Source organism: Oceanobacillus bengalensis (assembly GCF_003628445.1).
GTDB classification, from domain to species: Bacteria; Bacillota; Bacilli; order Bacillales; family Amphibacillaceae; genus Oceanobacillus; species Oceanobacillus bengalensis.
This window is the reverse complement of sequence record NZ_RBZO01000024.1, coordinates 1-20,945: the sequence shown is the minus strand read 5'-3', so window position 1 is coordinate 20,945 and position 20,945 is coordinate 1. Positions and strand designations below refer to the sequence as shown.

The following is a 20,945-nucleotide window of genomic DNA, read 5'->3' as shown; positions in this document are numbered from 1 at the left end:
AATTAATGAAATAAACAAAAATAACATTTTTAAACAACTCTAATTAATAAAGAAATTGATGCATCGCCTGAAAATGATATACAATATGGGTTTGGTTACCGCTCTACCAATCAATATAACGAATCTTTATCAAGAAAGTTTGCAAAAATAATATTTTGTCTTCAGAAATCCACTAAAAAAGTCGTGCACACTTAGTAAGAATACACGACTTTTCCCGGTTCATTTATATAATTGTATATGGATTTCTTTTTCTATTTCCTCCTTGCTCATCTCTTAATTTAAACTATATTAAGTTCTTCCTTAATTTGTTCAATCCCAAATCGATCAACAAATCTATAAAACTTTTCTCTTTTTTTTCCATTTTCTCGATAGATAACTAGAATTTTATCAACGAGATCATATAATTCATCAGGTACTAAATTTGACTTAACCAATTTTCCCGATTTTATATCTCTTCCTTTTGAATATCCTCCTATATATAACTCATACGTATCTTGGTCCTTCATTACACCTATATCATTTATCAAGGGTTCTCCACAACCGATTGGACAACCAGTATATGCAGGCTTCAATGTAAAGGGTACTTCCTGACCAGCTATTCGACGATTTAATTCTTTTGCAACAGGCATCCCCTCTGCTTCTTCCCCTTTACAAAAGTTACAAGTGCGTAAACTTTTTACATAGTTTCCTACCTTATAACAGGCTAATCCAACTTCCTCAAATTTTCTTTTTACACTCTCTACCTCTTCTTCAGGAATTTGAACAATCAGCTGTTGTAAAGTAGTCAACTCAATCTCGGAATCTTCCTCTAAATACTCACCTAATACAACTAACTGTCTTGGATTAAGTTTTGCTCCAAATCCAATCCCACCATTAACTGCTAACTGTATATACCCTTTTTTTATAAACATTATATGTCAATCTCCTTTTCGATTTATCAACCAAATAAATAGTATACCCCTGTATAGTATACTATGTCTATTTACAATATACGATATAATTGATTTAACGGAAACACATTAATAAAAAAATGCAACGTGATTTTGAAGTCAAGATTAACTCTGCTTATAACCAAATCAAGAATATACGGCAGTTTTCGTTATAAAACAACAACAAAGAACTGAATTTTTGTTGACCAAAAAGATCTTTGTTGTTGTTTCGATAATATTCACACCTATTACTTTTTTTCTCTTACTTGAAATTCAGATGGCTGTATTTATAAAACCAATAGAAATGATATGATTGGAATCAGTTCTTTCGGCAATTATATCTAATCTTGTAGTCATTAATCGATAAAGGTTTATTCCAAATATTACACCGGTGTTAGGCTCTACTATTCTGAGCCACTAATCCCAAGTGTGGGTATTTATGGCTACATGTCCTAAATAATATTCCTCATACGATCTATCTCAAAACAAATATGAGATACCATTAAAACTATATCTCCTAGGAAGGAGAATAATAGTTAATGGATAAAGGGTAGTTATCCTTCTATTCTATTTATTCAAATCAATCTCCAACAGTGTAGAAACTTCTTGAAAACCAAGTTTCTTATAAAGTTTCTTGGCCTGATTTCCTGAAAAAACATTTAATTGAACATTTGTATAGCCCTCTTCTCTTAATTTTGTTAATGCTTCCTTACATAGTTTTTCAGCTATGCCATGTCCACGATATAGTGGCATTACATAAAGTTCAGAAATATAACCTATTACTTTTTCCAAATAGTAATCAAAAATACTACCTATTCCAATCCATCCTTTAATTTCGTCATTTTCAATGTAAATGAGATAGCTACCCCCGTCTGCCATAAATGGAGATACCATTTTATCCGCATTTCTCTGGGTGGGAGTTATTCGTTCGTTAGTTGATTCTCTTAATACCTCCATTGAATGGCTAAGAATTACTTTTATATCATTGTATGTTGCTTTTCGTATCGTCAAATGACATCCCCCCAAGCAATTTATAATTGTTAAATATTACATCGGAATATCCGAAATCCTAAGCTATCTCGATATAAATCAGTAAAATATTCATGTTTCTTTAGAATATAAAAACAATCATCAGGAATATTTTCAGATAGAGAAAATTCTGCAGTATTATCCAAATCATTCAGTTCATTTTTTAATTTAACTTTTTCAACATTTACCTGTCCAAACCCATTTGCTCGAAAGATAGTTATCCAATCATTTTCACTTAAAAGATGAGATACTTCATAAAAATCTTGGATTTCTGTCCGTGCTTCATTTGATAATTCTCGCTCGCATACCATTTCGATTGCCAATAATACACCACATGGTTTGAGGACTCGTTTAACTTCAGATATGGATTTGGAAGTATTGGTAAAAGCTAGTACAGACTCTGAAAGAATTAGATCAAATAATAGATTCTCGAACGGAAGGTTTTCTACATACCCATGAACAATATCAATAGATAAGGAAAGCTCTGAAAATCTTTCCCTTGATTTTTCTAACATCACATAATTCGAATCCAACGCTGTAACATCACATTCATATTGGTTTGCTATAAAAGCCGATGTCTGTCCCGTACCGCATCCAATATCAAGTGCTTTTTTAGTTTTATCTATATCTTCTTTTAATAGAATATCTTTAGTAAGTTTAAGTCCTCCAGGATGTGCCCCACCAACTCCTAGCAATGACAAACAATTCAAGTATGTTGGTTTCATAAAAAATCCCCTTTTTTGCAATCTAGTAGCTATCTTTTAATAAACTTAGAAAAATATGGACTTACTTGATTATAAACATCCATTATCTTCTTTCCGGTTACCATAACCTTATCAATATCCATATCCCCTTCATCATTCTGAAAACTAGACAGCAAACTGGATTTATTGGGAATCTGTTTTCTTTTTATTTGCTGTGGTCTAGGTGGCAAAATTGGCTTTGGTCCTCTTGGTCTTTCTGGAAACATATCCGGAACACCCCCATTTCTGTTTATTTTAAAGTATTCCGATAAAAAATTTATGGAAAGGTATACGCCTATATATGATTTAGATTCCATACCGAATTCTGAAACGTTTATTTAGTCCATACATACTATAAAGAATAAAAATTAGTTAGGAGTCTATAAGGTGAGTATAATTACAACAGATCAGTGGCTACAAACTGACTACTATCAACCTATTAAAATATGTGAAAATATAAAACAATATTTTCATAATGCTTCTGCAAAGGAAATTTATGAGTATTTAGTCATGCATGGAATGTATCAACCTATACCACAGGGTACTGAACAATTTAAAACATTACAAGAAAATAAGGTATGGAATACAATTAATGAGGAGTTTCTATCACTCCAAAAGGAATGGGAAGGACCAGATATTCCTATTTTTATTTTTCCTTCAGATTCACAAAATACAAGGTTAAAAAAGTTATCCCAAGGAAAGTCTGGCTTAGCATTTAAAGATAAACTTTTTCTATTTGTATCCCAGGAAAATACAGAAAAAGAATTAAAAGCACTAATTACGCATGAATATAACCATGTGTGTCGATTAACTAAATGGGAAAAGGATGAGAAAGACTACGTATTACTTGATACGATTATATTGGAGGGACTAGCAGAAAATGCAGTTTTAGAAAGAGTAGGTAAAGAATATGTAGCAGAATGGACCTCCTATTATGCTGAAAATGAACTTAGTCACATATGGAAGGACCTGATTTACCCTAACAGAAATGTTTCGAAGTTTGACTTCATACATCAAATGATTGTATATGGCTTAGATGACTATCCTAAAATGAGCGGATACTGTATGGGCTATTCCCTAATAAAAAAATACGTAAAAGCATTCAAAGTCACTAGTAAAGAGATGTTAAGCATGGAATCAAATACTATAGCACAATTGCTTTTGGATAATGACGAACATCACCCATTGTTGTAGGATACAAGAACAAATGGCTTTAAATCCATAAGCCATTTGTTCTTATGCTTACCAAAAGAAGAAAGGTATTAATGCTAGTGTGGCAATCGCACCAAGTGCAATTCCATAGCCAAAGCCACCATAGCCGTAATAACCATAACCAAAACCACCAAGGTTTCTATTAGGACCGAGTGGTTGCAAATAAACCCTATTCCTAGTAACGCTTCGAATTATCCCAGTGTGCATACTACCGTCACGACACCTTATTCTAATAGCCCTTCCTTTATATCGACAACACATTTCATAATGATGATCAATTGACAAACTTTTCACCTCCCAAGTATCCATAGCCACATAACATTGTATGCATAGTGACCTATTTTCTTAAATGACATATATACCAGGGCATAAGTGGATTTAATTTAAGTAATTTGGAACATTCTCAGCAAAAAAGTTAATGAAGAATTAAATCAAATCATTATTTAATTAATTATTTCTGGGATAATATCCATACCAGAAATAGTGAGCTTTCATATAGTAAATGTATATGATTAGGGAGGTGTATTTTTTAATGAGTGATGTTGCTGCAGGTGTAGGTGTAGGATATGGCGGAGGATTCGCTTTGCTTGTTGTGTTGTTTATCCTTTTAATTATTATTGGTGCGTCCTACGTGGGATATGGATATTAATGATATAGATTACTGAAAGGTGTGGTGGATTATGGGATTCGGATTCGGCATAGGACCATATGGTGGTGGCGGCCTTGGTTATGGAGGCTATGGATATAATACAGCGGGAACTGGTTATGGAGCTAATGGCTTCGCTTTAATCGTTGTATTATTTATCCTGCTTATTATTGTATGCGCCGCTTGTTTATAATCTCAACTTTAATGGAGTACAATTCATTTTGTGCTCCATTAAAGTTATACGAGAATTCACTTAATTGCACACTGCCATTTATTTGAATGAAAAATGTTGAATGTCTAATACTATTAATGATTACTTCAACGGATTTAGAGATAGAAACAATATCCCTTTATACAAGGAGGTCCTTTATGGATACTGAAATGATATCCTCTCAATATCTTGTAATGATTGTAACAGGAATTGTTATGGGTACTATGGCTCGTATAATGACTATTAAAGCTGACTATCGGCAATATCCTAGTTATCCAAATGGATATTTAATACATTTAGTTACAGGCTTTGTCGCCGCATCATTAGGGGCAGTTGCAATACCAGCATTAATGACTAAAAATTTTGTAGCCGTAACTTTTCTAACAGTTGCTATTCAACAGTTTCGTGATGTAAGAAAATCTGAGAGGGAGAGCTTAAAGGACTTAGAAAATACAGAATTTGCATACCGTGGAGATGCCTATATTGATGGGATATCCAAAACGTTTGAATCAAGAAATTATTTCGCATTGATAGTTGCTCTCGTATCATCATTGACAATTCAAATTGTCAATCTGGAACAAATTTGGTTAAGCGTTTTAGCAGCAATTGTTATTGGTGGACTAACTTTTTATATCATCAATCGCTTTTCAAAAGGAAAAAGTGTTGGTGATATAGCTGATGTCAAACAAGGTGAAATTGAAGTAAAAGGATCAGAATTATTTGTGGATGGCATTTATGTTTCCAATCTTCTAGGGAGTGAAAATGCCGCAAAGATGTTTAAAGATGAAGGAATAGCAGTAGTGATTCACCCCCATGAAGAACATTTCCGTATTGGACTTGATAACTTTGGGCAAAGACAGGCAATATTATTTGAAGCAACTAGAGCATTAGGTGCAAAGAGATACCACTTTAGTAGAAAGGAATATGATGATGGAAGAATTGTTATTACCTTAATACCTATTGCTGGTGATATCAATAAACTATTACATACTGTTAGGAATACCCCTATACTTGAAAGCGTTAAAAAAAGCAGTAAATTAATGAACACAAAATTTATTGGGAGGGAATGATTAATGGGTAGAGAAATATCCCAAAGACCAAATTATCAAGTGCTGGCCATTGTGACATTGCAAAAAGACCGCATACTAGGTGGGTCACAACTTTCATTGTTAGCTAACGATGAGGAACAGCAAAAGCGTATCACACAGGACATTGCTAAAGCAATGAAGGCAGATGTGGTAAAAATGAAGGATGGCGATTATCTCGTTATAAGGGTTTAAAAGGATGAATAGTTCGAATGAGACTGACAATAATAATATTAATCACTAGGTAATACACCTATAAAAGGGAGCTTTTTAAATGTTAAAAACTATAGATGTAGGGCTTATGGCAAATCACCTGTCAGTCCATAATGCACTTATCAAAAAGTTGGAGCTATATGCTTCTGGTACTAAAAATCAGCAGTTAATAATGTTGTTGGAACAACATGCAGGATTAATGAAAAATCATGTAAATGTAATGAATAACTTATTAAATCCAGACAATTTGAACCAGGTGTCTTTACCACCAATTCCACACGTTACAAGTCATAACCACAATACTTATTCTTCACTTGGTTTAGAGGATAAAGATATTGCGACAGATGCCCAAATTACAGCAATGGCAATGGCAAACAATAATTTCACTTCAGCACTTAATATGAAAAACCCACAGGTTAAAAAAATACATGTTGAAATGGCCTTACAACAGTCACAGATAGCTGAACAAATTGGTATGTTAGCACAACAGAATGGATGGATGAGCCACCCTAACGCATCTACAACAGAGCAAGTTGAGGCCCAAAATCCATTACAAGCGAATAATAATCATAACCATATGCCAATTTATCAAAACAAAAACGTTAACACTAACCAACCAAACCAGTTACACCATTAAGGGTAAAAAGATATAATACCCTCCTGATAGTAAATGTCCCTTTTTTTGGGACATTTTTACTTAGAAGTCAATCCTAACCTAATTTCTTGTTAATTCAATAATAAGAGGTGAGATAATATGGAACAACATCATCAGCATCATGAAAGCACTATACCAAACCAAAATTTTCATAATGAAATTAACGTTTCCTTAACATATAGAGATAATATCGTAGAAATTCATTTGGAAAATAATGATGATATCAATAATCCAATTGAATTAGTAGAAAATCATGAAAAATATATGCATCTGATTATAGTTAGTAACGATCTGGAGGAATACTATCATCTACATCCAAAAAAAATAAAAGATAACCATTTTGAAGCAAAAGTTAAATTAAGTGATAGAGGAAGCTATAAGGGTTTTGTAGATATTATTGTTGAAGGAAAAGATTATGTTATAGAACCTATTTCAATAGGTAGAAATCACGCAAATGAATCAATAATGCGATTAAAGCCTGATTCCGAAAATGAAAAAGAAATAAAAGGATATCAAATTATATTGGAGCATGGGCATTTTGCCACCAATGAAAAGGTTGAATTAAAATTTAATTTAAAAAATGCAAACCCCGATCCATATTTAGGTGCATTAGGTCACGTTGTCATTCTTGATGAACTAGCGGAAAGGTTTATTCATGTACATCCAGTATCAAATAATAAAACAATTTTTGAAACGCATTTTGATATAGCAGGAAAGTATAAACTCTGGGCTGAATTTAAAATTGGACAAGATATTATTACCTTTCCATATGTTTTTGAAGTGATAGAATCCCATTACTAAACTCTTGTATAATATCCAACTCATAGAGAATCCTACTAATGTTAAATTTTTAATGAAAAGGAGTGTTTATAGATGGGCGTACTTTCCAACTCACCATCAAACATGGATCATTGTATTGAAGAATGTATAAAGTGTGCACGTGCCTGTGAGGAATGTCATACAGCATGTTTACAAGAACCAGACGTTCAAGCAAGAATTACATGTATTCAGCATCTAAATGACTGTGCTGAAATTTGTTTACAGGCTGCGGCTCTAATGGCTAGAAACAGTCATATGGCTAAAAGCTTTTGTGAACTTTGTGCTTCAATGTGTGAAGGCTGTGCTACGGAATGTGATAAATTCCCAGATGCACATTGCAAGGAATGTGCTGAAATTTGCCGTTCATGTGCAACTGCATGCAGGCAGATGGCTTCCTAAGATTCTCGTTAGAGTTAATATTAATAAGAGTAACAAAGCGTAGATGAGTGTTTGATAATTCAAAAATGACGTGTCAGTTGTGAGATATACCCTAAAATCACTTTTTGGGGCTCCTACAGCTTCACACGTCATTTTTTAAGGGGTAATTCCTATGCAATAAGATTGGGTTCCTTAGGCAGCAGCAAACTAAAATCTGAAAGATACAATTTAGAAAGCAATGTAATTGTTAGTTAAAAAGTTCCCTTAACAACCCTTGTTCTGCTCAATCACAATTAAATCAGCTGCATAGTCGTTATGCAAGTGTTGTCACCTTCAAATGTGGAAATTTCAGATTCTGCTATTTTTCCATCATATTCAATTTTAACTTGAAATGTTTTATCTCGAGGTAACCATAAGTCAATAAATCCATTCTTTAACGATGTTATTGTTTCATTAACAACTACATTCCCATCTTCATCTTGAATATATACATCAAATTCTTTATCGATTAGTTCACCTTGACAGCCAGTTAGGCTGTGATTTGTACAAGGATGAGTTGTATTAATGAATGGAGCAATTGAAACAAAAAACTCATCCTCAGGCAAGTTGTAGGTAGTTTTCTCATTATCACTTTCTGTAACAATTAATTCTTGAGATGTAATGGAAGCATTTACACCATCAATGCTATTGACACTATATTCATATACCATTTCCTTAATATTCTTTTCCCCTTCTATCTCCTGTGTACTGCCATTACATGCCGATAACAAAATTATGAGCAATAATCCAATCACTGCAAATAAACCTTTTTGCATCTATTATTCAACTCCTGTTGTTGTTAAAATACTAGAATCCATAAAATCCAATCCAACCTGCTAAAAAGGAAGTTAGTTTAGTAAGCCAATCAAAGAAAAGTGCAACTCCCATGAAAATCATTATATATCCACCGATTTTTATAATTTTGACACTATGTTTTTTAATCCATTTTATTCGTCCTACAAAGAAGGAAAGTACAAAGAATGGAATTGAAAATCCTAATACATAAGCTATCATCATCACCATGCCAACATCTGGATTGGTAGCAGCCAACGACAATACAATGGCTAGTATTGGTCCTGTACAAGGTGTCCACCCTAGTGAGAACGCCATACCAATTAAAAATGATCCTAAAAATCCACCTGGACGGTTTTTAAACGATATTCTCCTATCCTTCATAAGAAACTTAAAATTAAGAACTCCTACAATAACTAATCCAAAGAAAATAATTAATATAGCACCAATTTGTCTAATAATATCTTGATATATTAATAAGAATTCAGAGATGAAAGATGTCGTAAATCCTATCATGATAAAAATGCTGGAAAAACCAATTAAAAAGAAAATGGTATGTAAAATTGCTCGTTTATTCATTTTTTTATTCTCTTCTTTCACTTCACTAACGCTCATTCCGGTAATATATGATATAAAAGCAGGATAAAGCGGTAAGCAACATGGTGAAATAAAAGATAGAAATCCCGCACCAAAAGCAAGAAAAATATTAATTTCGTCCAATTCAATCCCCCTCTGATTGTCATAATAGTATCTCTAGAAACATCTTTTGACAATTATATAGTTCAAATTATACAAAACTACATTTCACCTTTTATCATGTAAATTTACAATTAAACAATTCCAATTATAAATTTAAACATTACTTCCTAATATAGCCTCAATTAATGCAGAAATTGTGCAGGTTTACAAAACCTCACAAAATCGCCACAATTAGCCACGAATTAATCAATGTTTATCATTATGAAAATAGTTAGGATTATTTATCGGCGTCCTCTTATGATAATACTCTAATTCAAATGCTGACTCCCCCTCCCTTCCTTTTCTCATAAAAAGAATATTTTTAGTATGGACAGACATATAATTAATTAACTTCATAATTGGACAAGAAAAGAGAGGGGTTTGAACAAAATGGGAACAACTTTGTATTTGATATTTTTAATCACTTTTCTATTATCAACTATTATTATTGGAAAAACATTTTACAATAGAAGAAAAGTACCCTGTATGACTGGTATGATGATTTCAATGACACTAGGAATGAGTGTTGGATTACTTCTCGGTATAATCTTTGGGATACTATTTTTTGAAAACTTTTTTCTAGCCACCTTATTAGGAATGGCTGCAGGGATGATTGTCGGATTTTTAGCGGGAGTCCCCGTCAGTGTCATGGCCGTTCTAGACGGTCTTTTATCAGGTTTGATGGGCGGAATGATGGGTGCTATGCTAGGAGCGATGATTGCAATGGAATATCACGATGCCATTGTTCTAATAATGTTCTTTTTATTCCTCGCTACCATGCTGATTCTATTTTATATGATGCAAAAAGAGAATATCGGAAAAGAATTATCCCTTTTTTACAATCCGTTAGTACCCGTTTTTCTATTTGGATTTTTATTTTTTGTTTTCAATCAAACTGGTCCCGTCTTTATAGAAACAGGTTCAGCAGAGCATAATCACTCTGAAAATGAAGAGAGCAACAATAGTTTGAAAATCAACACAAATGAATATAATTTTCTACCTAATAATGTTAACGTCAAGGTCGGAGAAACGGTAACTTTATCAATAGAGAATACTGGTAAGATAGAACACGATCTAGAAATTATCGGTTTTACTCCATCAAATGTGCAGCAAAACTCTAACCATCATCATGAGAATACCGCAAATACTATTCATCTTCATGCTGCCCCTGGAGAAGAACAATCCATTTCTTTTACTCCTACTGAACCTGGGGTATATAAGTTTGTTTGCACAATACCTGGTCATAAAGAGTCGGGAATGATAGGAACAATGGAGGTTTCGTGAGAATTACAGAATATAATAATAAGAACAGATTTTTTGTTGAATCAATGCTCTTTTCAATTCTCAAGTTATACTTTCATGCCCAATAGCTAATTTATAATTTGTTCACAAAGAAGTCCTTCTTTCTGCACAGAAAGTAGACAATTGTATTCTAGAGTTATCATTAGTAAGAATATATCAAAATTGTTAAGGAGGAATTTCTATGAATAAAGGATTATTGGCATTGATTACAATAGGGCTAGTTTTGGTATTAGCAGCATGTGGGCAAACTAATAGTAGTGACACGGATAACAGTAATTCTTCACAAACTGGGGAAGCTACCTCAAACAATATGGTTAACATCAAAGCAACCAATTGGGAGTTTGACCAAGCTGAATACAGCGTAAATGCTGGTGAGGAAGTCTCTATCTCCCTAACAAATAATGAGGGTATGCATGGGATTGCAATTGATGAATTTGATGTAAATATTGAGGGTGATGGTAAAGCATCATTTACACCTGATCAACCTGGGGAATACATAATCTATTGTAGCATTCCGTGTGGTGAAGGTCATAGTGAAATGAAATCAACATTAATAGTTAAATAATCAAGTAATAAAGAGTTGTTCATGGTGGACAACTCTTTATTTACCTTTCTTTTCATGTCTAACATGCTTAAATATATTTTTTCGACCTAGTAGTTGTTAACACACGAAGACATATTCTCTTTTGTTGTTTGAGGATGACAATGAGACTCTGGATCTTCTCTTTGATCAGTCTTTTCAACAATCCATCTGTTGCGTTTAAATTGTATGATAAGCACTAAGGCTCTTAGCCCAGTATCTAAGCCAATAGCTATCCAAACCCCTAACAACCCCCATCCAAGTTTAATGCCTAACACATATACAAATAGTGTTCGCACTGCCCACATTCCAACTCCAGTTAAATACATTGGAAATTTCGTATTATTTGCGCCTTGAAAGGCACCAGTTAATGTCAGTACAACTGCTAGAAAAGGCTGAAAAACTCCCGAAACTTTTAAGGCGGTCCCTATGTCTTCTTTAACCTGTGGATCCTGTGAGAAGAATCCACCAGCCCATTCTCCAAAGAAAAACAGCAATGCACCAAAAATAGTCATAAATCCTACGGCTAAAAAAGCGGATAGTTTAGCGTATTTTGTAGCTTCTTGTTGATTTCCTGCACCCAATTGCTGCCCTACCAAAATAGTCACTGCAGTAGCAAAACCATACCCAATCATATAGGAAAAAACTTCTATATTTCCTGCTATTTGATGAGCAGCAAATACATTAGTTCCTAGTGCCACCACAAAGCTAAAGTATACAACTTGCCCAGCTCTCATAATTAACCTTTCCCCAGCTGCCGGACTACCAAGAACCATTAATTCTTTCATATGTGTTTTGTCTAACTTCCAGTATTCCTTTTTAAATTTTATTAATTCTGACCGTTGAATATACAGTAGTAATCCTATAGCACCGATTACACGTGCTATCACGGTAGCAATTGCAGCCCCTACAATCCCCATACCAGGAATAACCCAGAATCCAAAGATAAAAATATAATCTAGTACGGCATTAATGATATTTACGATAATACTTATTTTCATTGGAGATTTCGTATCCCCTGCACCACGCAAGATTGCGCTTGCTACAAACATAAGAGACATAAAAATCGAGGGTATGGCTACTATTTTAAAGTACATAGTACCTGCCGCTAACACATTGGCCTCAATGCCCATTAATTGCAAAAGTTCTTCCGCAAAAAGTAGCGTAATAATACCGGTTATAACACCAAATACTGAGGCTAAAATAAGGGATTGTTGTGCTATATGTCTTGCCTTTTCTACTTTATTTGCACCTAAAAAATTAGCAATATATACATTTGCTGCTACACCTATGGCCATAAATAGTGCGAAGTAAATAGCTAATACCGCATTCGTAACACCAACAGCCGAAACCTCTACTAATCCGAGCTTTGACACAAAATATGTATCAACAAATCCTAAAATCGTTTGGAAAAGGTTTTCTATTATAGCCGGAAATGCTAACAATAAGATTACTTTAATCTTTTTCATATCTGTATCAGCTAATTTAATTTTATCATCTTCACTGTGAGTGGTCATAATTGGTCCCGGTCACCATCCTTTCTGGGTATTTTCATTTATTATTTTCAGCATATAGTTTATTTCTATACTGCCCTATATCTGTACATCATGAAGATTAGGTGAAGTAATATTATTTCTATTTTGCTAATAGAACACATTTTATTTACAAATATTGTTAAAAACATTAAGTGATTATTACAGTTATAAATCTGCACAGTAACTCCATATTTTAAATTTAAAATTAAGTAGTTAATCTAATTTCTATCTAAGGAGTCTATTTTATATATGAAAATCGAACAATTATTGGATGGAATTGAAATTCTAAATAATATAAAGCAGGAAACTAAAGAACTAATTATTGAGGGTATTGCTTACAGTTCATTTGACATAAATATCAATTATGTTTTTGTAGCCATTAAGGGACATAACGCTGATGGTCATGATTACATAAAAGATGCTATCAACAAGGGTGCATGTCTAATAGTAGGTGAAAAAGGAATTGATGATTTACCCATACCATATGTACAGGTTGACGATAGTAGAAAAACATTGGGGATCCTATCGAGAAACTTTTATCGCAATCCCTCGAAAAATAAAATTATGATTGGAATCACCGGGACGAACGGAAAAACAACAACCAGTCACCTTTTAAAACACATTTTAGAAAGTAACGGTAAAACTTGTTCTTTAATTGGCACCATACAAAACATAATCAATGGTGAGGTAAAAAACAGTACCAATACCACACCGAGCTCATTAGAATTACACAAACTTATAGCTGAGAGCAAGGATGAGGTGATTATTATTGAAATCTCTTCCCATGGCTTAACTCAACACCGAGTTGAAGGTTTAGCATTTGATTTATGCTTGTTTACAAATCTAGATCATGAACACCTGGACTATCACAAAACGATGGAAGAATACTTTAGAAGCAAAATGTTATTGTTTGACTATCTAAAAGAAGATGGACAAGCAATTATTAACATAGATAATTTTTGGGGTGACGAATTAGCAAAGATATTAGATGGCCAAGGAAAAATTGTTTACTCAATTGGACAAAAACCTAAGTGTAAGTTTAAAATAATAAATTTTAACTCAAAGAACTCTATCGTAACCATTATGGATAATAAAATCGAAAATGATATTTTTTCTCCTATGGAAGGAATTCATAATATGTACAATAGTGTTATGGCATATGGAACTGCAAGGATAATGGGATTAGGGAGTGAATCCATTCTTGAAACAATTATTAATTTTAAGGGTGTCAGAGGGAGATTTGAAATTTATAAACTGTCCAATGGAGCAACAGCTGTTGTCGACTATGCTCATACTGCTGATGCAATTTTTCATTGTTTAAGAACCGCAAACCAGAAAGGTTCAAAAAGAATAACACATGTATTTGGCTTTCGTGGTGGTAGGGATTTGAGTAAAAGACCAGAAATGTTATCTGTTACTTCCGAACTAAGTACCCGATATATTTTGACATTAGATGATTTAAATTCTGTTTCTAAGAATGAAATGATAAGAACTCTCAGTTATTTAAACCATTCATATGGAAATGAAAAAGGTATGATTATCGAGGATCGAACAATGGCTATAAAATGGGCTATTGAACATAGTCAAAAAGGTGATTGGATTATTATTACTGGTAAGGGTCATGAGCAGTACAAGCAAAGTTTTAAATTACCTACTTATTTTGACACTGATACAGTTCTATACGTTAACGATCTATTTCAAAGAAAGGCCCTTATTGAATAATCATCCTTTTAAGGTTTAAAGTTTAATAAAATGTTAATTTCACAATAGTGAAGGATTTTAATTTAGCATGAAATATGGTTCTTACTCTAAACTAACTATTTTGAAATAAAATGCCTCCCATTTGAGTATGGAAGGCATTTATTTACTTTAACTTTTTTTGAGTTTACGATCAAATAAAATTCATTTGAACTATCATTAACCGTATTGATTTCAAACTGTTCTTTGGAAATTGCAATTCATTTGTTAACTTCAAATTGAATCCTTGAACTCTAACCAAGAGCAACATCTAAGATCATCATCACGGTAAATCCAATCATTAAACTCATTGAAGCAAGATCCTTATTCCCCTTCTCTTGAGAACCTGGGATTACCTCTTCGGCCACAACAAATATCATTGCACCTGCAGCAAAACTTAGAGCGTATGGCAAAAGTGGCTCAACTAGCGATACTGCTAGTACGCCAACAACAGCTGAAATAGGTTCAACCATACCAGAGAATTGACCATAATAAAAACTCTTTCTTCTAGACATTCCATCCCTTCGTAACGGCATAGATACAGCTACCCCTTCAGGAAAGTTCTGAATTCCAATACCAATGGCTAAAGCAATTGCTCCAGCTATGGAGGCAGTTGGAGAATCCGTTGCTAGAGCCCCAAAAGCAACACCTATTGCTAAACCTTCTGGAATATTGTGTAAGGTTATAGCAAGTACCATTAATGTACTTCTTTTAGCTTTTTTGGAATGCAGTCCCTCCGCCTGCCCCAATGAGGCGTTCGGGTGAAGATGTGGAAGTAATTTATCAACTCCCCACAAAACTCCTCCGCCTAACATAAAACCAACAGCTGCAGGAATCCAAGCTGGTACTTTTCCTCCCTCTGCCATATCTATTGCAGGAGATAGTAACGACCAAAAACTGGCTGCAATCATTACTCCACCGGCAAACCCCAACATACTATCTAATAATCTTTGATTAAATGATTTTGTAGTGAATACCAAAGCGGCTCCTAGTGCCGTCATCCCCCAAGTAAAAAGTGTTGCTATCATTGCTTGAATTACTGGGGGAAATTCTATAAAAACATCAATCATACTTTCCTCTCCTTCTAGTAGGATTTTTATCATGATATGCCCATGTCATAAAAAGTTTCCTAATGGAAACATTTTAATCCTAAGCAACAATAATTACAATATAATAAACTAAAAAAATTAGATAGGAAATCAGTTTTGTCACATTTCAGTTATTAAAAATGCATAATTTCTTCATATTTCTTTAGTACACTCGATATGAAAGAGGAGGAAACAAAACATGAAAAAATTTATAATTTCATCACTCTTAATATCTATTATTGCTATTTTAGCGGCATGTACAGACCAATCTAATGGATCTAATGCTGAGAAAGATGAAACATCCAATTCAGAGGGAACTGTTTCTGAAGTAGTACAAGTTAAAACAGAAAATTTTGACGGCAAGAAAATTAATGAATTTAATCTCACTGCACAAGAAGCAGAATGGGAATTAAGCTCAGATAAAACTATAACGGCTTGGACCTACAATGGTACTGTTCCGGGTGAACAAATACGTGTAAAACAAGGTGAAGTAGTAAAGGTTAACCTAACCAATGAATTAGAAGAACCTGTATCCATTCATTGGCATGGTATTCCTGTACCTAATACACAAGACGGGATTCCGGGTGTAACACAGGATGCTGTGCTTCCAGGAGAAACATACACCTATGAATTTATAGCAAATGATCCAGGAACATATTGGTATCATTCCCATCAAAATGGTGTTGAGCAATTAGATAAGGGATTATACGGGACTATAATCGTAGAATCTGAGGACGATGCTGATGTCGACCGAGACTACACCCTAGTACTTGATGAGTGGGAATCAGGTAGTCATGAGGAAAATGACATGAATATGGATGGCATGGATCATGGTGATATGGGTGACATGGATAGTATGGAAGACATGGAACATAACGGTATGGATATGGAATCATCGGACATGAGCGATATGATGGCTCATGATATGTCATCTTATGATATTTTCACCATTAATGGAAAGACTTACGAAAATAATGAGCCGTTGTTCGTAAAGGAAGGCGAAACTGTAAAGTTACGATTTGTAAATGCAGGCTATATGGCACATCAAATTCATATTCCGGTTGATTATAAAGTGACACATGTTGATGGACAAAAAGTGAATAATCCACAAATAATAGCTGGCTCAGTTATTGAAGTTGCTCCTGGGGAACGTGTTGACGTTGAATTTGTTGCGGATGGCAGTGGTGACTTTACCATCGATTGTCATGGAGAAATGGAAGCTGCTCAGGACATGAAAATGGATATTGTATATGAAGATGGAAATGGCCAAAAGGCTGAACATTTTCTAACACCGGATATAGTAGATATCACGAAGCTTGGAGAGAAAACAGAATCTCAATTTAATTTAAATGATAATTTTGATGTAGAGTACGAAATGGAGCTTAACACTGCAATGAGTTCTGAAGAAGAAATGGGCATGGTATGGACTATAAATGGAGCAACCTATCCAGACGTCCCTCCTATTGAGGTAGATAAAGGAGACAAAGTGAAAGTTACACTTACCAATAACAGTATGGATAAAGCTGACCATCCTATGCATCTTCATGGTCACTTCTTCCAAATTCTAAGTAAAAATGGAGAGGAACTTCAAGGTTCCCCTATTATCAAAGATACATTGAACGTTAAGTATGGGGAAACTTATGAAGTAGCATTCGTTGCAGATAATCCTGGTAACTGGTTATTCCACTGCCATGATTTACATCACGCATCTAGTGGAATGGTTACAACAGTTGAATACAATAATTTTGAACCATTTTATACAGATACAGGTAGAGTAGATAATCAGCCTGAATAAGGAAATCAAAATATTAAGGTATGCAAGGGTAAGTTCCTGGCATACCTTTTAAAGTTAATATCAAGCCCGCCCTGATTCTTAGATAAATTTGTAATCTTTAACCTTGATTTGGAGCAATAACCTCAATAACTCCCTCATACTGTTCCATAAAAACATCGGAAAATGCGTTTATTGTATTGGATAGTTCTTTTTTATTGTTTTCAATTCCACCCATTTCTATTAATAGAGATCTATTTGATATATCCTGATTATAGACACCATTACCCTCAGAACTTGTTTTCAAATAAACACCTCTACTGAGTCCAGGATACTTCTCTTCAAGTTTCTCATGAAGCTCTTTAGCAAATAATAAATTCTCCTCATAATTAGCATATTCTTTCCCAACTACAAAATATAGCCTTGCATAACTTTTCCCATTAATAGTGACAGTTGTTATATCTCTTGTCGCTGAATCCCGATGTATATCAATTAAATATGTTATATCTTCATTTTTAGAAACTGTAGTTTCGATAAGTTCACGAGACAATTGATAAGAATGGCTATAATTCCATCCCCTATCCTTTAATGCTTTAGCAATGTTAGTTTGGTCCTGTACCGCATAAACACCATACTCGTTCAATTTTTTTGCTAGCATGGAACCAACTAGAACTACATTTTCATTATTATTAATACTTGATGAGTCACTTGTCCTCTCATGCTCTGCCATTAAAGGTAGATATCCTTCCCAACTATGAGACTGGTAGATAAGAACTGTTGGATTATTTGAACTATCTGTATTTATGTTTGGTACATTCTGGTTATCTTTAACTGAACCTTCTGTCTTTAGTAGTTCATCAAAGTCTGGTGGTGGAGATTCTTGAGGGAGATTTGAATAATCTGAACCCTGACCAGCCACATAAATTACATTATTATAACTGAATCCTGGAATTTCACTAATTAGTACCATATTGAGGTTATCAGTATTAATTCCGGTTATTGATTCTAATAACAAGTTACCAATGGAAGGAGTATTATATTCATTGTCTATATACTCTTTAAAATTGGGAATTTCTTCTCCCATTATAGATAAAAAAACCTTCGAAAATTCATCTGAGTTAATAAGTTGTGCAAACATATTGTCTTTCACATTTGAAGTATTTATTACCAAAGTTATAATAATTGTCATCGGAATAAATAAACTGATTAATATTATTGAAAATACTCTTACCCTATTAGCATTCTTCAAAATATCACCTCTATTTAATCTATGATTTGTTGGGCTAAAATAGAAGTTATATCATTGTATATTCAACTTCTATTAAAAAACTATCACCATTTTCCCGGTGATAGTTTTAAAAATGCTTATATTAGGGTTATATTTAAAACAGTTTAAAGTAACATCAATTAATTGCATTATGCATAAGAGTGAAGCCCTGCTATCACTAAATTTACAACAATTAGGTTAAATAAAATTATCCCAAAACCTATTATAGCTAGCCACGCTGACTTTTCTCCATGCCAACCGCGTGAAAGTCTTAAATGTAAGTATGCAGCATAGAAGAACCAGGTGATAAGTGCCCAAACTTCTTTTGGATCCCAGCCCCAGAAGCGTCCCCAAGCTTCTTGAGCCCAAATAGAGGCAAAAACTAATCCGCCCAATGTGAAGATTGGAAACCCAATTGCTACTGCACGATAATTGATCTCATCCAATAACTCGGGGTTTACTTTTTTAAGTAGCGGACTAATTGCCGCACCTACACGCTTCCGTAACAGCAACCGGGTTAAACCATAGAGAGCTGACCCTACAACCATTGACCAAATAACACTGTTAAATTTTCTTCCGGCATGAGAACCTTGCATCCATGAAGGGGTTTCGAACCACGGTTCCATTACACCTTCAGTTACTAAGGTACTTTCATTCGGTGCGGCAATCGCTGGTAGCTCATATTCTGTCATTACCCTCTTACCATTTAAATCATATTCAAAAATTGCACTATAATTCATAGCACTAAATACGGAAGAAATAAGGATAAACCCTAATAACAGGAATATGAAATATAAAACTACTTCTAACGAAACAACTCGAGCATCACGTTTACGTTGATCAACTTGGCGAATTAAGTACATTAATCCTGCAACAAAGCTAATAAATAAAATGCCTGACCCTAAAGCAACAGTAGTTACATGAATATATAACCAGTAGCTTTTTAATGATGGAACTAGTGGTGCAATTTCTGTTGGAAACACACTTGCATATGCAATAAAAATCATAGCAATCGGTAATGCAAATAAACCTAAAATGTTTAATTTGTAAATAAAATAGATAATAATAAACGCTAACACTAAACACATACCAAGGAAAGTAACAAATTCGAACATATTACTAACTGGAGCATGTCCTGAGGCCATCCATCTTGTAATAAAGTAGATTAGCTGCGCAACTAACCCAAGTATTGTTAGTGTTATTGCTAGTTTTCCAGCAAAACCGGATTTTTTTTGTTCACCATTTTTCTCTTTGATAGTTGCACCGAAAAATAATGTTGCGATTAAGTACAATATGAACGCAGTGAACAGCATTGTACTACTCGTATTTAATAAGCCCTCCATGATTGTCCTCCCTAATCATCCTCTTTTTGTTCTTCCACCATTTGAATGGAAGTCCCGTCGATTACTTTTTCAATATCCTTTTTAAGTCCAAACCAGTTCTTATTGGTATGAGCAGCTAAAAGAATACCTTCTTTTTTTGGATGTATCCAAATTCTTCTGTGCTGCCAATACATACCTTGGATGACACCTATCATAAAGATTAGTGTACCTAATACAAAAAGTGGAATGGTATAATCCCTTTTAATACTTAAGCCACTCTTACGGTCAAATTCTATGGAATCAATTAAAATACGATATTGATTTTCACCAGTAGGGTCAATTGAAGGTGCGAATGCCCCTATAAGATTACCCATTGGCTGTAGGTCAACAGCGGAAGTGTCTATCCCTAAATCCTCTGCTGAACCGATAACGTCACCTACAAAACTAATCTCAGCATCTTCACTACCAGGAGGATATAAGTTAAACACGAATGCAGGATTATTGGAATCTTTTGTCTTAGACCTTACCTGATCTTCGGTTAATGTATAATCTGGATAGTATTCAACCACTTCTACTCTGAATTCACTATCAATCTCGTACTCTGTTTTGGGGTCAAATAAATCAACTGTAAATTCCCCTAATGCTTCAGCCTCTGGATCATTCAATTGATAGATTTTAAAGGTCATCTTCGAGAATTCATTTATTTGATAGCCTTGTTGATATAAAGTATAACGTAAACCCGTATTCAAACAACGCATATAAAAATACCAACACCTCCTGTTAAGATAGACATATCAATTCAAGGAGGTGCTTTTTTTATGCCAAGCCAAGAACTTACTATCGTCCCCGTTACA

At 34.1% G+C, this 20,945-nt stretch carries 23 protein-coding genes and 1 pseudogene; 12 read left to right on the top strand and 12 right to left on the bottom strand.

The window, feature by feature from the left end:
- Window positions 1-278: 278 nt before the first annotated feature.
- The 4 genes from D8M05_RS14270 to D8M05_RS14255 form a co-directional block, all read right to left on the bottom strand.
- Window positions 279-911: an NAD(P)/FAD-dependent oxidoreductase gene (locus D8M05_RS14270; protein WP_121132950.1), complete on the bottom strand. Its 633-nt coding sequence runs from the start codon at window positions 909-911 to the stop codon at window positions 279-281.
- Window positions 912-1,496: 585 nt separating this feature from the next.
- Window positions 1,497-1,940 (bottom strand): GNAT family N-acetyltransferase, encoded by a 444-nt coding sequence (locus tag D8M05_RS14265; RefSeq protein WP_121132948.1) that lies wholly within the window; start codon window positions 1,938-1,940, stop codon window positions 1,497-1,499.
- Between the two features lie 29 nt (window positions 1,941-1,969).
- On the bottom strand, window positions 1,970-2,683 hold the full coding sequence (locus tag D8M05_RS14260; RefSeq protein WP_121132947.1) for a class I SAM-dependent methyltransferase: 714 nt from the start codon (window positions 2,681-2,683) through the stop codon (window positions 1,970-1,972).
- A 29-nt stretch (window positions 2,684-2,712) separates the two neighbouring features.
- Window positions 2,713-2,928 carry a YppG family protein gene (locus D8M05_RS14255; protein WP_183072807.1) on the bottom strand — a complete coding sequence of 72 codons (216 nt, stop codon included), beginning with the start codon at window positions 2,926-2,928 and terminating at the stop codon, window positions 2,713-2,715.
- A gap of 160 nt (window positions 2,929-3,088) precedes the next feature.
- On the opposite strand from D8M05_RS14255, the gene D8M05_RS14250 reads away from it, so the two are divergent.
- Window positions 3,089-3,895 carry a DUF2268 domain-containing putative Zn-dependent protease gene (locus D8M05_RS14250; protein ID WP_121132943.1) on the top strand — a complete coding sequence of 269 codons (807 nt, stop codon included), beginning with the start codon at window positions 3,089-3,091 and terminating at the stop codon, window positions 3,893-3,895.
- A gap of 48 nt (window positions 3,896-3,943) precedes the next feature.
- Here D8M05_RS14250 and D8M05_RS14245 read toward each other — a convergent pair whose 3' ends face one another.
- The gene (locus tag D8M05_RS14245; RefSeq protein WP_379543222.1) at window positions 3,944-4,174 is read right to left on the bottom strand and encodes a hypothetical protein; all 231 of its coding nucleotides are present in this window, start codon (window positions 4,172-4,174) and stop codon (window positions 3,944-3,946) included.
- Window positions 4,175-4,445: 271 nt separating this feature from the next.
- Here D8M05_RS14245 and D8M05_RS14240 point away from each other — a divergent pair, with 271 nt between their 5' ends.
- From D8M05_RS14240 to D8M05_RS14210, 7 genes and pseudogenes are all read left to right on the top strand, one after another.
- Window positions 4,446-4,562 carry a YjcZ family sporulation protein gene (locus tag D8M05_RS14240; RefSeq protein WP_121132939.1) on the top strand — a complete coding sequence of 39 codons (117 nt, stop codon included), beginning with the start codon at window positions 4,446-4,448 and terminating at the stop codon, window positions 4,560-4,562.
- A gap of 112 nt (window positions 4,563-4,674) precedes the next feature.
- A pseudogene (locus tag D8M05_RS20935) lies at window positions 4,675-4,752 on the top strand (YjcZ family sporulation protein); the annotation flags it as partial.
- Between the two features lie 176 nt (window positions 4,753-4,928).
- On the top strand, window positions 4,929-5,840 hold the full coding sequence (locus D8M05_RS14230) for a YIEGIA family protein (RefSeq protein ID WP_121132936.1): 912 nt from the start codon (window positions 4,929-4,931) through the stop codon (window positions 5,838-5,840).
- Between the two features lie 3 nt (window positions 5,841-5,843).
- Window positions 5,844-6,050, top strand: a complete 207-nt coding sequence (locus D8M05_RS14225; RefSeq protein ID WP_047984077.1) for a capping complex subunit for YIEGIA — start codon at window positions 5,844-5,846, stop codon at window positions 6,048-6,050.
- Window positions 6,051-6,129: 79 nt separating this feature from the next.
- On the top strand, window positions 6,130-6,705 hold the full coding sequence (locus D8M05_RS14220) for a spore coat protein (protein ID WP_121132934.1): 576 nt from the start codon (window positions 6,130-6,132) through the stop codon (window positions 6,703-6,705).
- A 117-nt stretch (window positions 6,706-6,822) separates the two neighbouring features.
- Window positions 6,823-7,524: a hypothetical protein gene (locus D8M05_RS14215; protein WP_121132932.1), complete on the top strand. Its 702-nt coding sequence runs from the start codon at window positions 6,823-6,825 to the stop codon at window positions 7,522-7,524.
- Window positions 7,525-7,596: 72 nt separating this feature from the next.
- Complete coding sequence (locus D8M05_RS14210; protein WP_121132930.1) at window positions 7,597-7,941, top strand: four-helix bundle copper-binding protein; 345 nt, start codon at window positions 7,597-7,599, stop codon at window positions 7,939-7,941.
- A gap of 272 nt (window positions 7,942-8,213) precedes the next feature.
- Here the strand turns inward: D8M05_RS14210 and D8M05_RS14205 are convergent, their stop codons facing one another.
- Complete coding sequence (locus tag D8M05_RS14205) at window positions 8,214-8,735, bottom strand: CueP family metal-binding protein (protein WP_121132928.1); 522 nt, start codon at window positions 8,733-8,735, stop codon at window positions 8,214-8,216.
- Window positions 8,736-8,766: 31 nt separating this feature from the next.
- Window positions 8,767-9,471, bottom strand: coding sequence for a cytochrome c biogenesis CcdA family protein (locus tag D8M05_RS14200; protein WP_121132926.1), 705 nt, complete (start codon window positions 9,469-9,471; stop codon window positions 8,767-8,769).
- Window positions 9,472-9,879: 408 nt separating this feature from the next.
- Here D8M05_RS14200 and D8M05_RS14195 point away from each other — a divergent pair, with 408 nt between their 5' ends.
- Both D8M05_RS14195 and D8M05_RS14190 read left to right on the top strand, forming a co-directional pair.
- Window positions 9,880-10,773 carry a cupredoxin domain-containing protein gene (locus tag D8M05_RS14195; RefSeq protein WP_121132924.1) on the top strand — a complete coding sequence of 298 codons (894 nt, stop codon included), beginning with the start codon at window positions 9,880-9,882 and terminating at the stop codon, window positions 10,771-10,773.
- 199 nt (window positions 10,774-10,972) lie between these two features.
- Window positions 10,973-11,356 (top strand): cupredoxin domain-containing protein, encoded by a 384-nt coding sequence (locus D8M05_RS14190; protein WP_121132922.1) that lies wholly within the window; start codon window positions 10,973-10,975, stop codon window positions 11,354-11,356.
- 86 nt (window positions 11,357-11,442) lie between these two features.
- Here D8M05_RS14190 and D8M05_RS14185 read toward each other — a convergent pair whose 3' ends face one another.
- Window positions 11,443-12,888: an MATE family efflux transporter gene (locus tag D8M05_RS14185; protein WP_047982424.1), complete on the bottom strand. Its 1,446-nt coding sequence runs from the start codon at window positions 12,886-12,888 to the stop codon at window positions 11,443-11,445.
- A gap of 267 nt (window positions 12,889-13,155) precedes the next feature.
- On the opposite strand from D8M05_RS14185, the gene D8M05_RS14180 reads away from it, so the two are divergent.
- Window positions 13,156-14,628, top strand: coding sequence for a UDP-N-acetylmuramoyl-L-alanyl-D-glutamate--2,6-diaminopimelate ligase (locus D8M05_RS14180; protein WP_121132920.1), 1,473 nt, complete (start codon window positions 13,156-13,158; stop codon window positions 14,626-14,628).
- Between the two features lie 269 nt (window positions 14,629-14,897).
- Here D8M05_RS14180 and D8M05_RS14175 read toward each other — a convergent pair whose 3' ends face one another.
- Complete coding sequence (locus D8M05_RS14175) at window positions 14,898-15,713, bottom strand: ZIP family metal transporter (protein ID WP_121132918.1); 816 nt, start codon at window positions 15,711-15,713, stop codon at window positions 14,898-14,900.
- A 217-nt stretch (window positions 15,714-15,930) separates the two neighbouring features.
- Between D8M05_RS14175 and D8M05_RS14170 the strand changes: the two genes are divergently transcribed.
- Window positions 15,931-17,526: a multicopper oxidase family protein gene (locus D8M05_RS14170; protein WP_121132916.1), complete on the top strand. Its 1,596-nt coding sequence runs from the start codon at window positions 15,931-15,933 to the stop codon at window positions 17,524-17,526.
- Between the two features lie 97 nt (window positions 17,527-17,623).
- Here D8M05_RS14170 and spoIIP read toward each other — a convergent pair whose 3' ends face one another.
- The 3 genes from spoIIP to D8M05_RS14155 form a co-directional block, all read right to left on the bottom strand.
- Window positions 17,624-18,751, bottom strand: coding sequence for a stage II sporulation protein P (spoIIP, locus tag D8M05_RS14165; RefSeq protein ID WP_121132914.1), 1,128 nt, complete (start codon window positions 18,749-18,751; stop codon window positions 17,624-17,626).
- 167 nt (window positions 18,752-18,918) lie between these two features.
- Window positions 18,919-20,112: a c-type cytochrome biogenesis protein CcsB gene (gene ccsB / locus D8M05_RS14160; RefSeq protein ID WP_121132912.1), complete on the bottom strand. Its 1,194-nt coding sequence runs from the start codon at window positions 20,110-20,112 to the stop codon at window positions 18,919-18,921.
- A gap of 11 nt (window positions 20,113-20,123) precedes the next feature.
- Window positions 20,124-20,849, bottom strand: coding sequence for a cytochrome c biogenesis ResB family protein (locus D8M05_RS14155; protein WP_121132910.1), 726 nt, complete (start codon window positions 20,847-20,849; stop codon window positions 20,124-20,126).
- Window positions 20,850-20,945 lie beyond the last annotated feature (96 nt).

Excerpts from the sequence above, each read along its gene's own strand:
- D8M05_RS14270 (WP_121132950.1), bottom strand. The coding sequence starts at position 911 with ATGTTTATAAAAAAAGGGTATATACAGTTAGCAGTTAATGGTGGGATT.
- D8M05_RS14260 (WP_121132947.1), bottom strand. The coding sequence starts at position 2,683 with ATGAAACCAACATACTTGAATTGTTTGTCATTGCTAGGAGTTGGTGGG.
- D8M05_RS14255 (WP_183072807.1), bottom strand. The coding sequence starts at position 2,928 with ATGTTTCCAGAAAGACCAAGAGGACCAAAGCCAATTTTGCCACCTAGA.
- D8M05_RS14245 (WP_379543222.1), bottom strand. The coding sequence starts at position 4,174 with ATGTGTTGTCGATATAAAGGAAGGGCTATTAGAATAAGGTGTCGTGAC.
- D8M05_RS14240 (WP_121132939.1), top strand. The coding sequence starts at position 4,446 with ATGAGTGATGTTGCTGCAGGTGTAGGTGTAGGATATGGCGGAGGATTC.
- D8M05_RS14230 (WP_121132936.1), top strand. The coding sequence starts at position 4,929 with ATGGATACTGAAATGATATCCTCTCAATATCTTGTAATGATTGTAACA.
- D8M05_RS14225 (WP_047984077.1), top strand. The coding sequence starts at position 5,844 with ATGGGTAGAGAAATATCCCAAAGACCAAATTATCAAGTGCTGGCCATT.
- D8M05_RS14220 (WP_121132934.1), top strand. The coding sequence starts at position 6,130 with ATGTTAAAAACTATAGATGTAGGGCTTATGGCAAATCACCTGTCAGTC.
- D8M05_RS14215 (WP_121132932.1), top strand. The coding sequence starts at position 6,823 with ATGGAACAACATCATCAGCATCATGAAAGCACTATACCAAACCAAAAT.
- D8M05_RS14210 (WP_121132930.1), top strand. The coding sequence starts at position 7,597 with ATGGGCGTACTTTCCAACTCACCATCAAACATGGATCATTGTATTGAA.
- D8M05_RS14205 (WP_121132928.1), bottom strand. The coding sequence starts at position 8,735 with ATGCAAAAAGGTTTATTTGCAGTGATTGGATTATTGCTCATAATTTTG.
- D8M05_RS14195 (WP_121132924.1), top strand. The coding sequence starts at position 9,880 with ATGGGAACAACTTTGTATTTGATATTTTTAATCACTTTTCTATTATCA.
- D8M05_RS14190 (WP_121132922.1), top strand. The coding sequence starts at position 10,973 with ATGAATAAAGGATTATTGGCATTGATTACAATAGGGCTAGTTTTGGTA.
- D8M05_RS14185 (WP_047982424.1), bottom strand. The coding sequence starts at position 12,888 with ATGACCACTCACAGTGAAGATGATAAAATTAAATTAGCTGATACAGAT.
- D8M05_RS14180 (WP_121132920.1), top strand. The coding sequence starts at position 13,156 with ATGAAAATCGAACAATTATTGGATGGAATTGAAATTCTAAATAATATA.
- D8M05_RS14175 (WP_121132918.1), bottom strand. The coding sequence starts at position 15,713 with ATGATTGATGTTTTTATAGAATTTCCCCCAGTAATTCAAGCAATGATA.
- D8M05_RS14170 (WP_121132916.1), top strand. The coding sequence starts at position 15,931 with ATGAAAAAATTTATAATTTCATCACTCTTAATATCTATTATTGCTATT.
- ccsB (WP_121132912.1), bottom strand. The coding sequence starts at position 20,112 with ATGGAGGGCTTATTAAATACGAGTAGTACAATGCTGTTCACTGCGTTC.
- D8M05_RS14155 (WP_121132910.1), bottom strand. The coding sequence starts at position 20,849 with ATGCGTTGTTTGAATACGGGTTTACGTTATACTTTATATCAACAAGGC.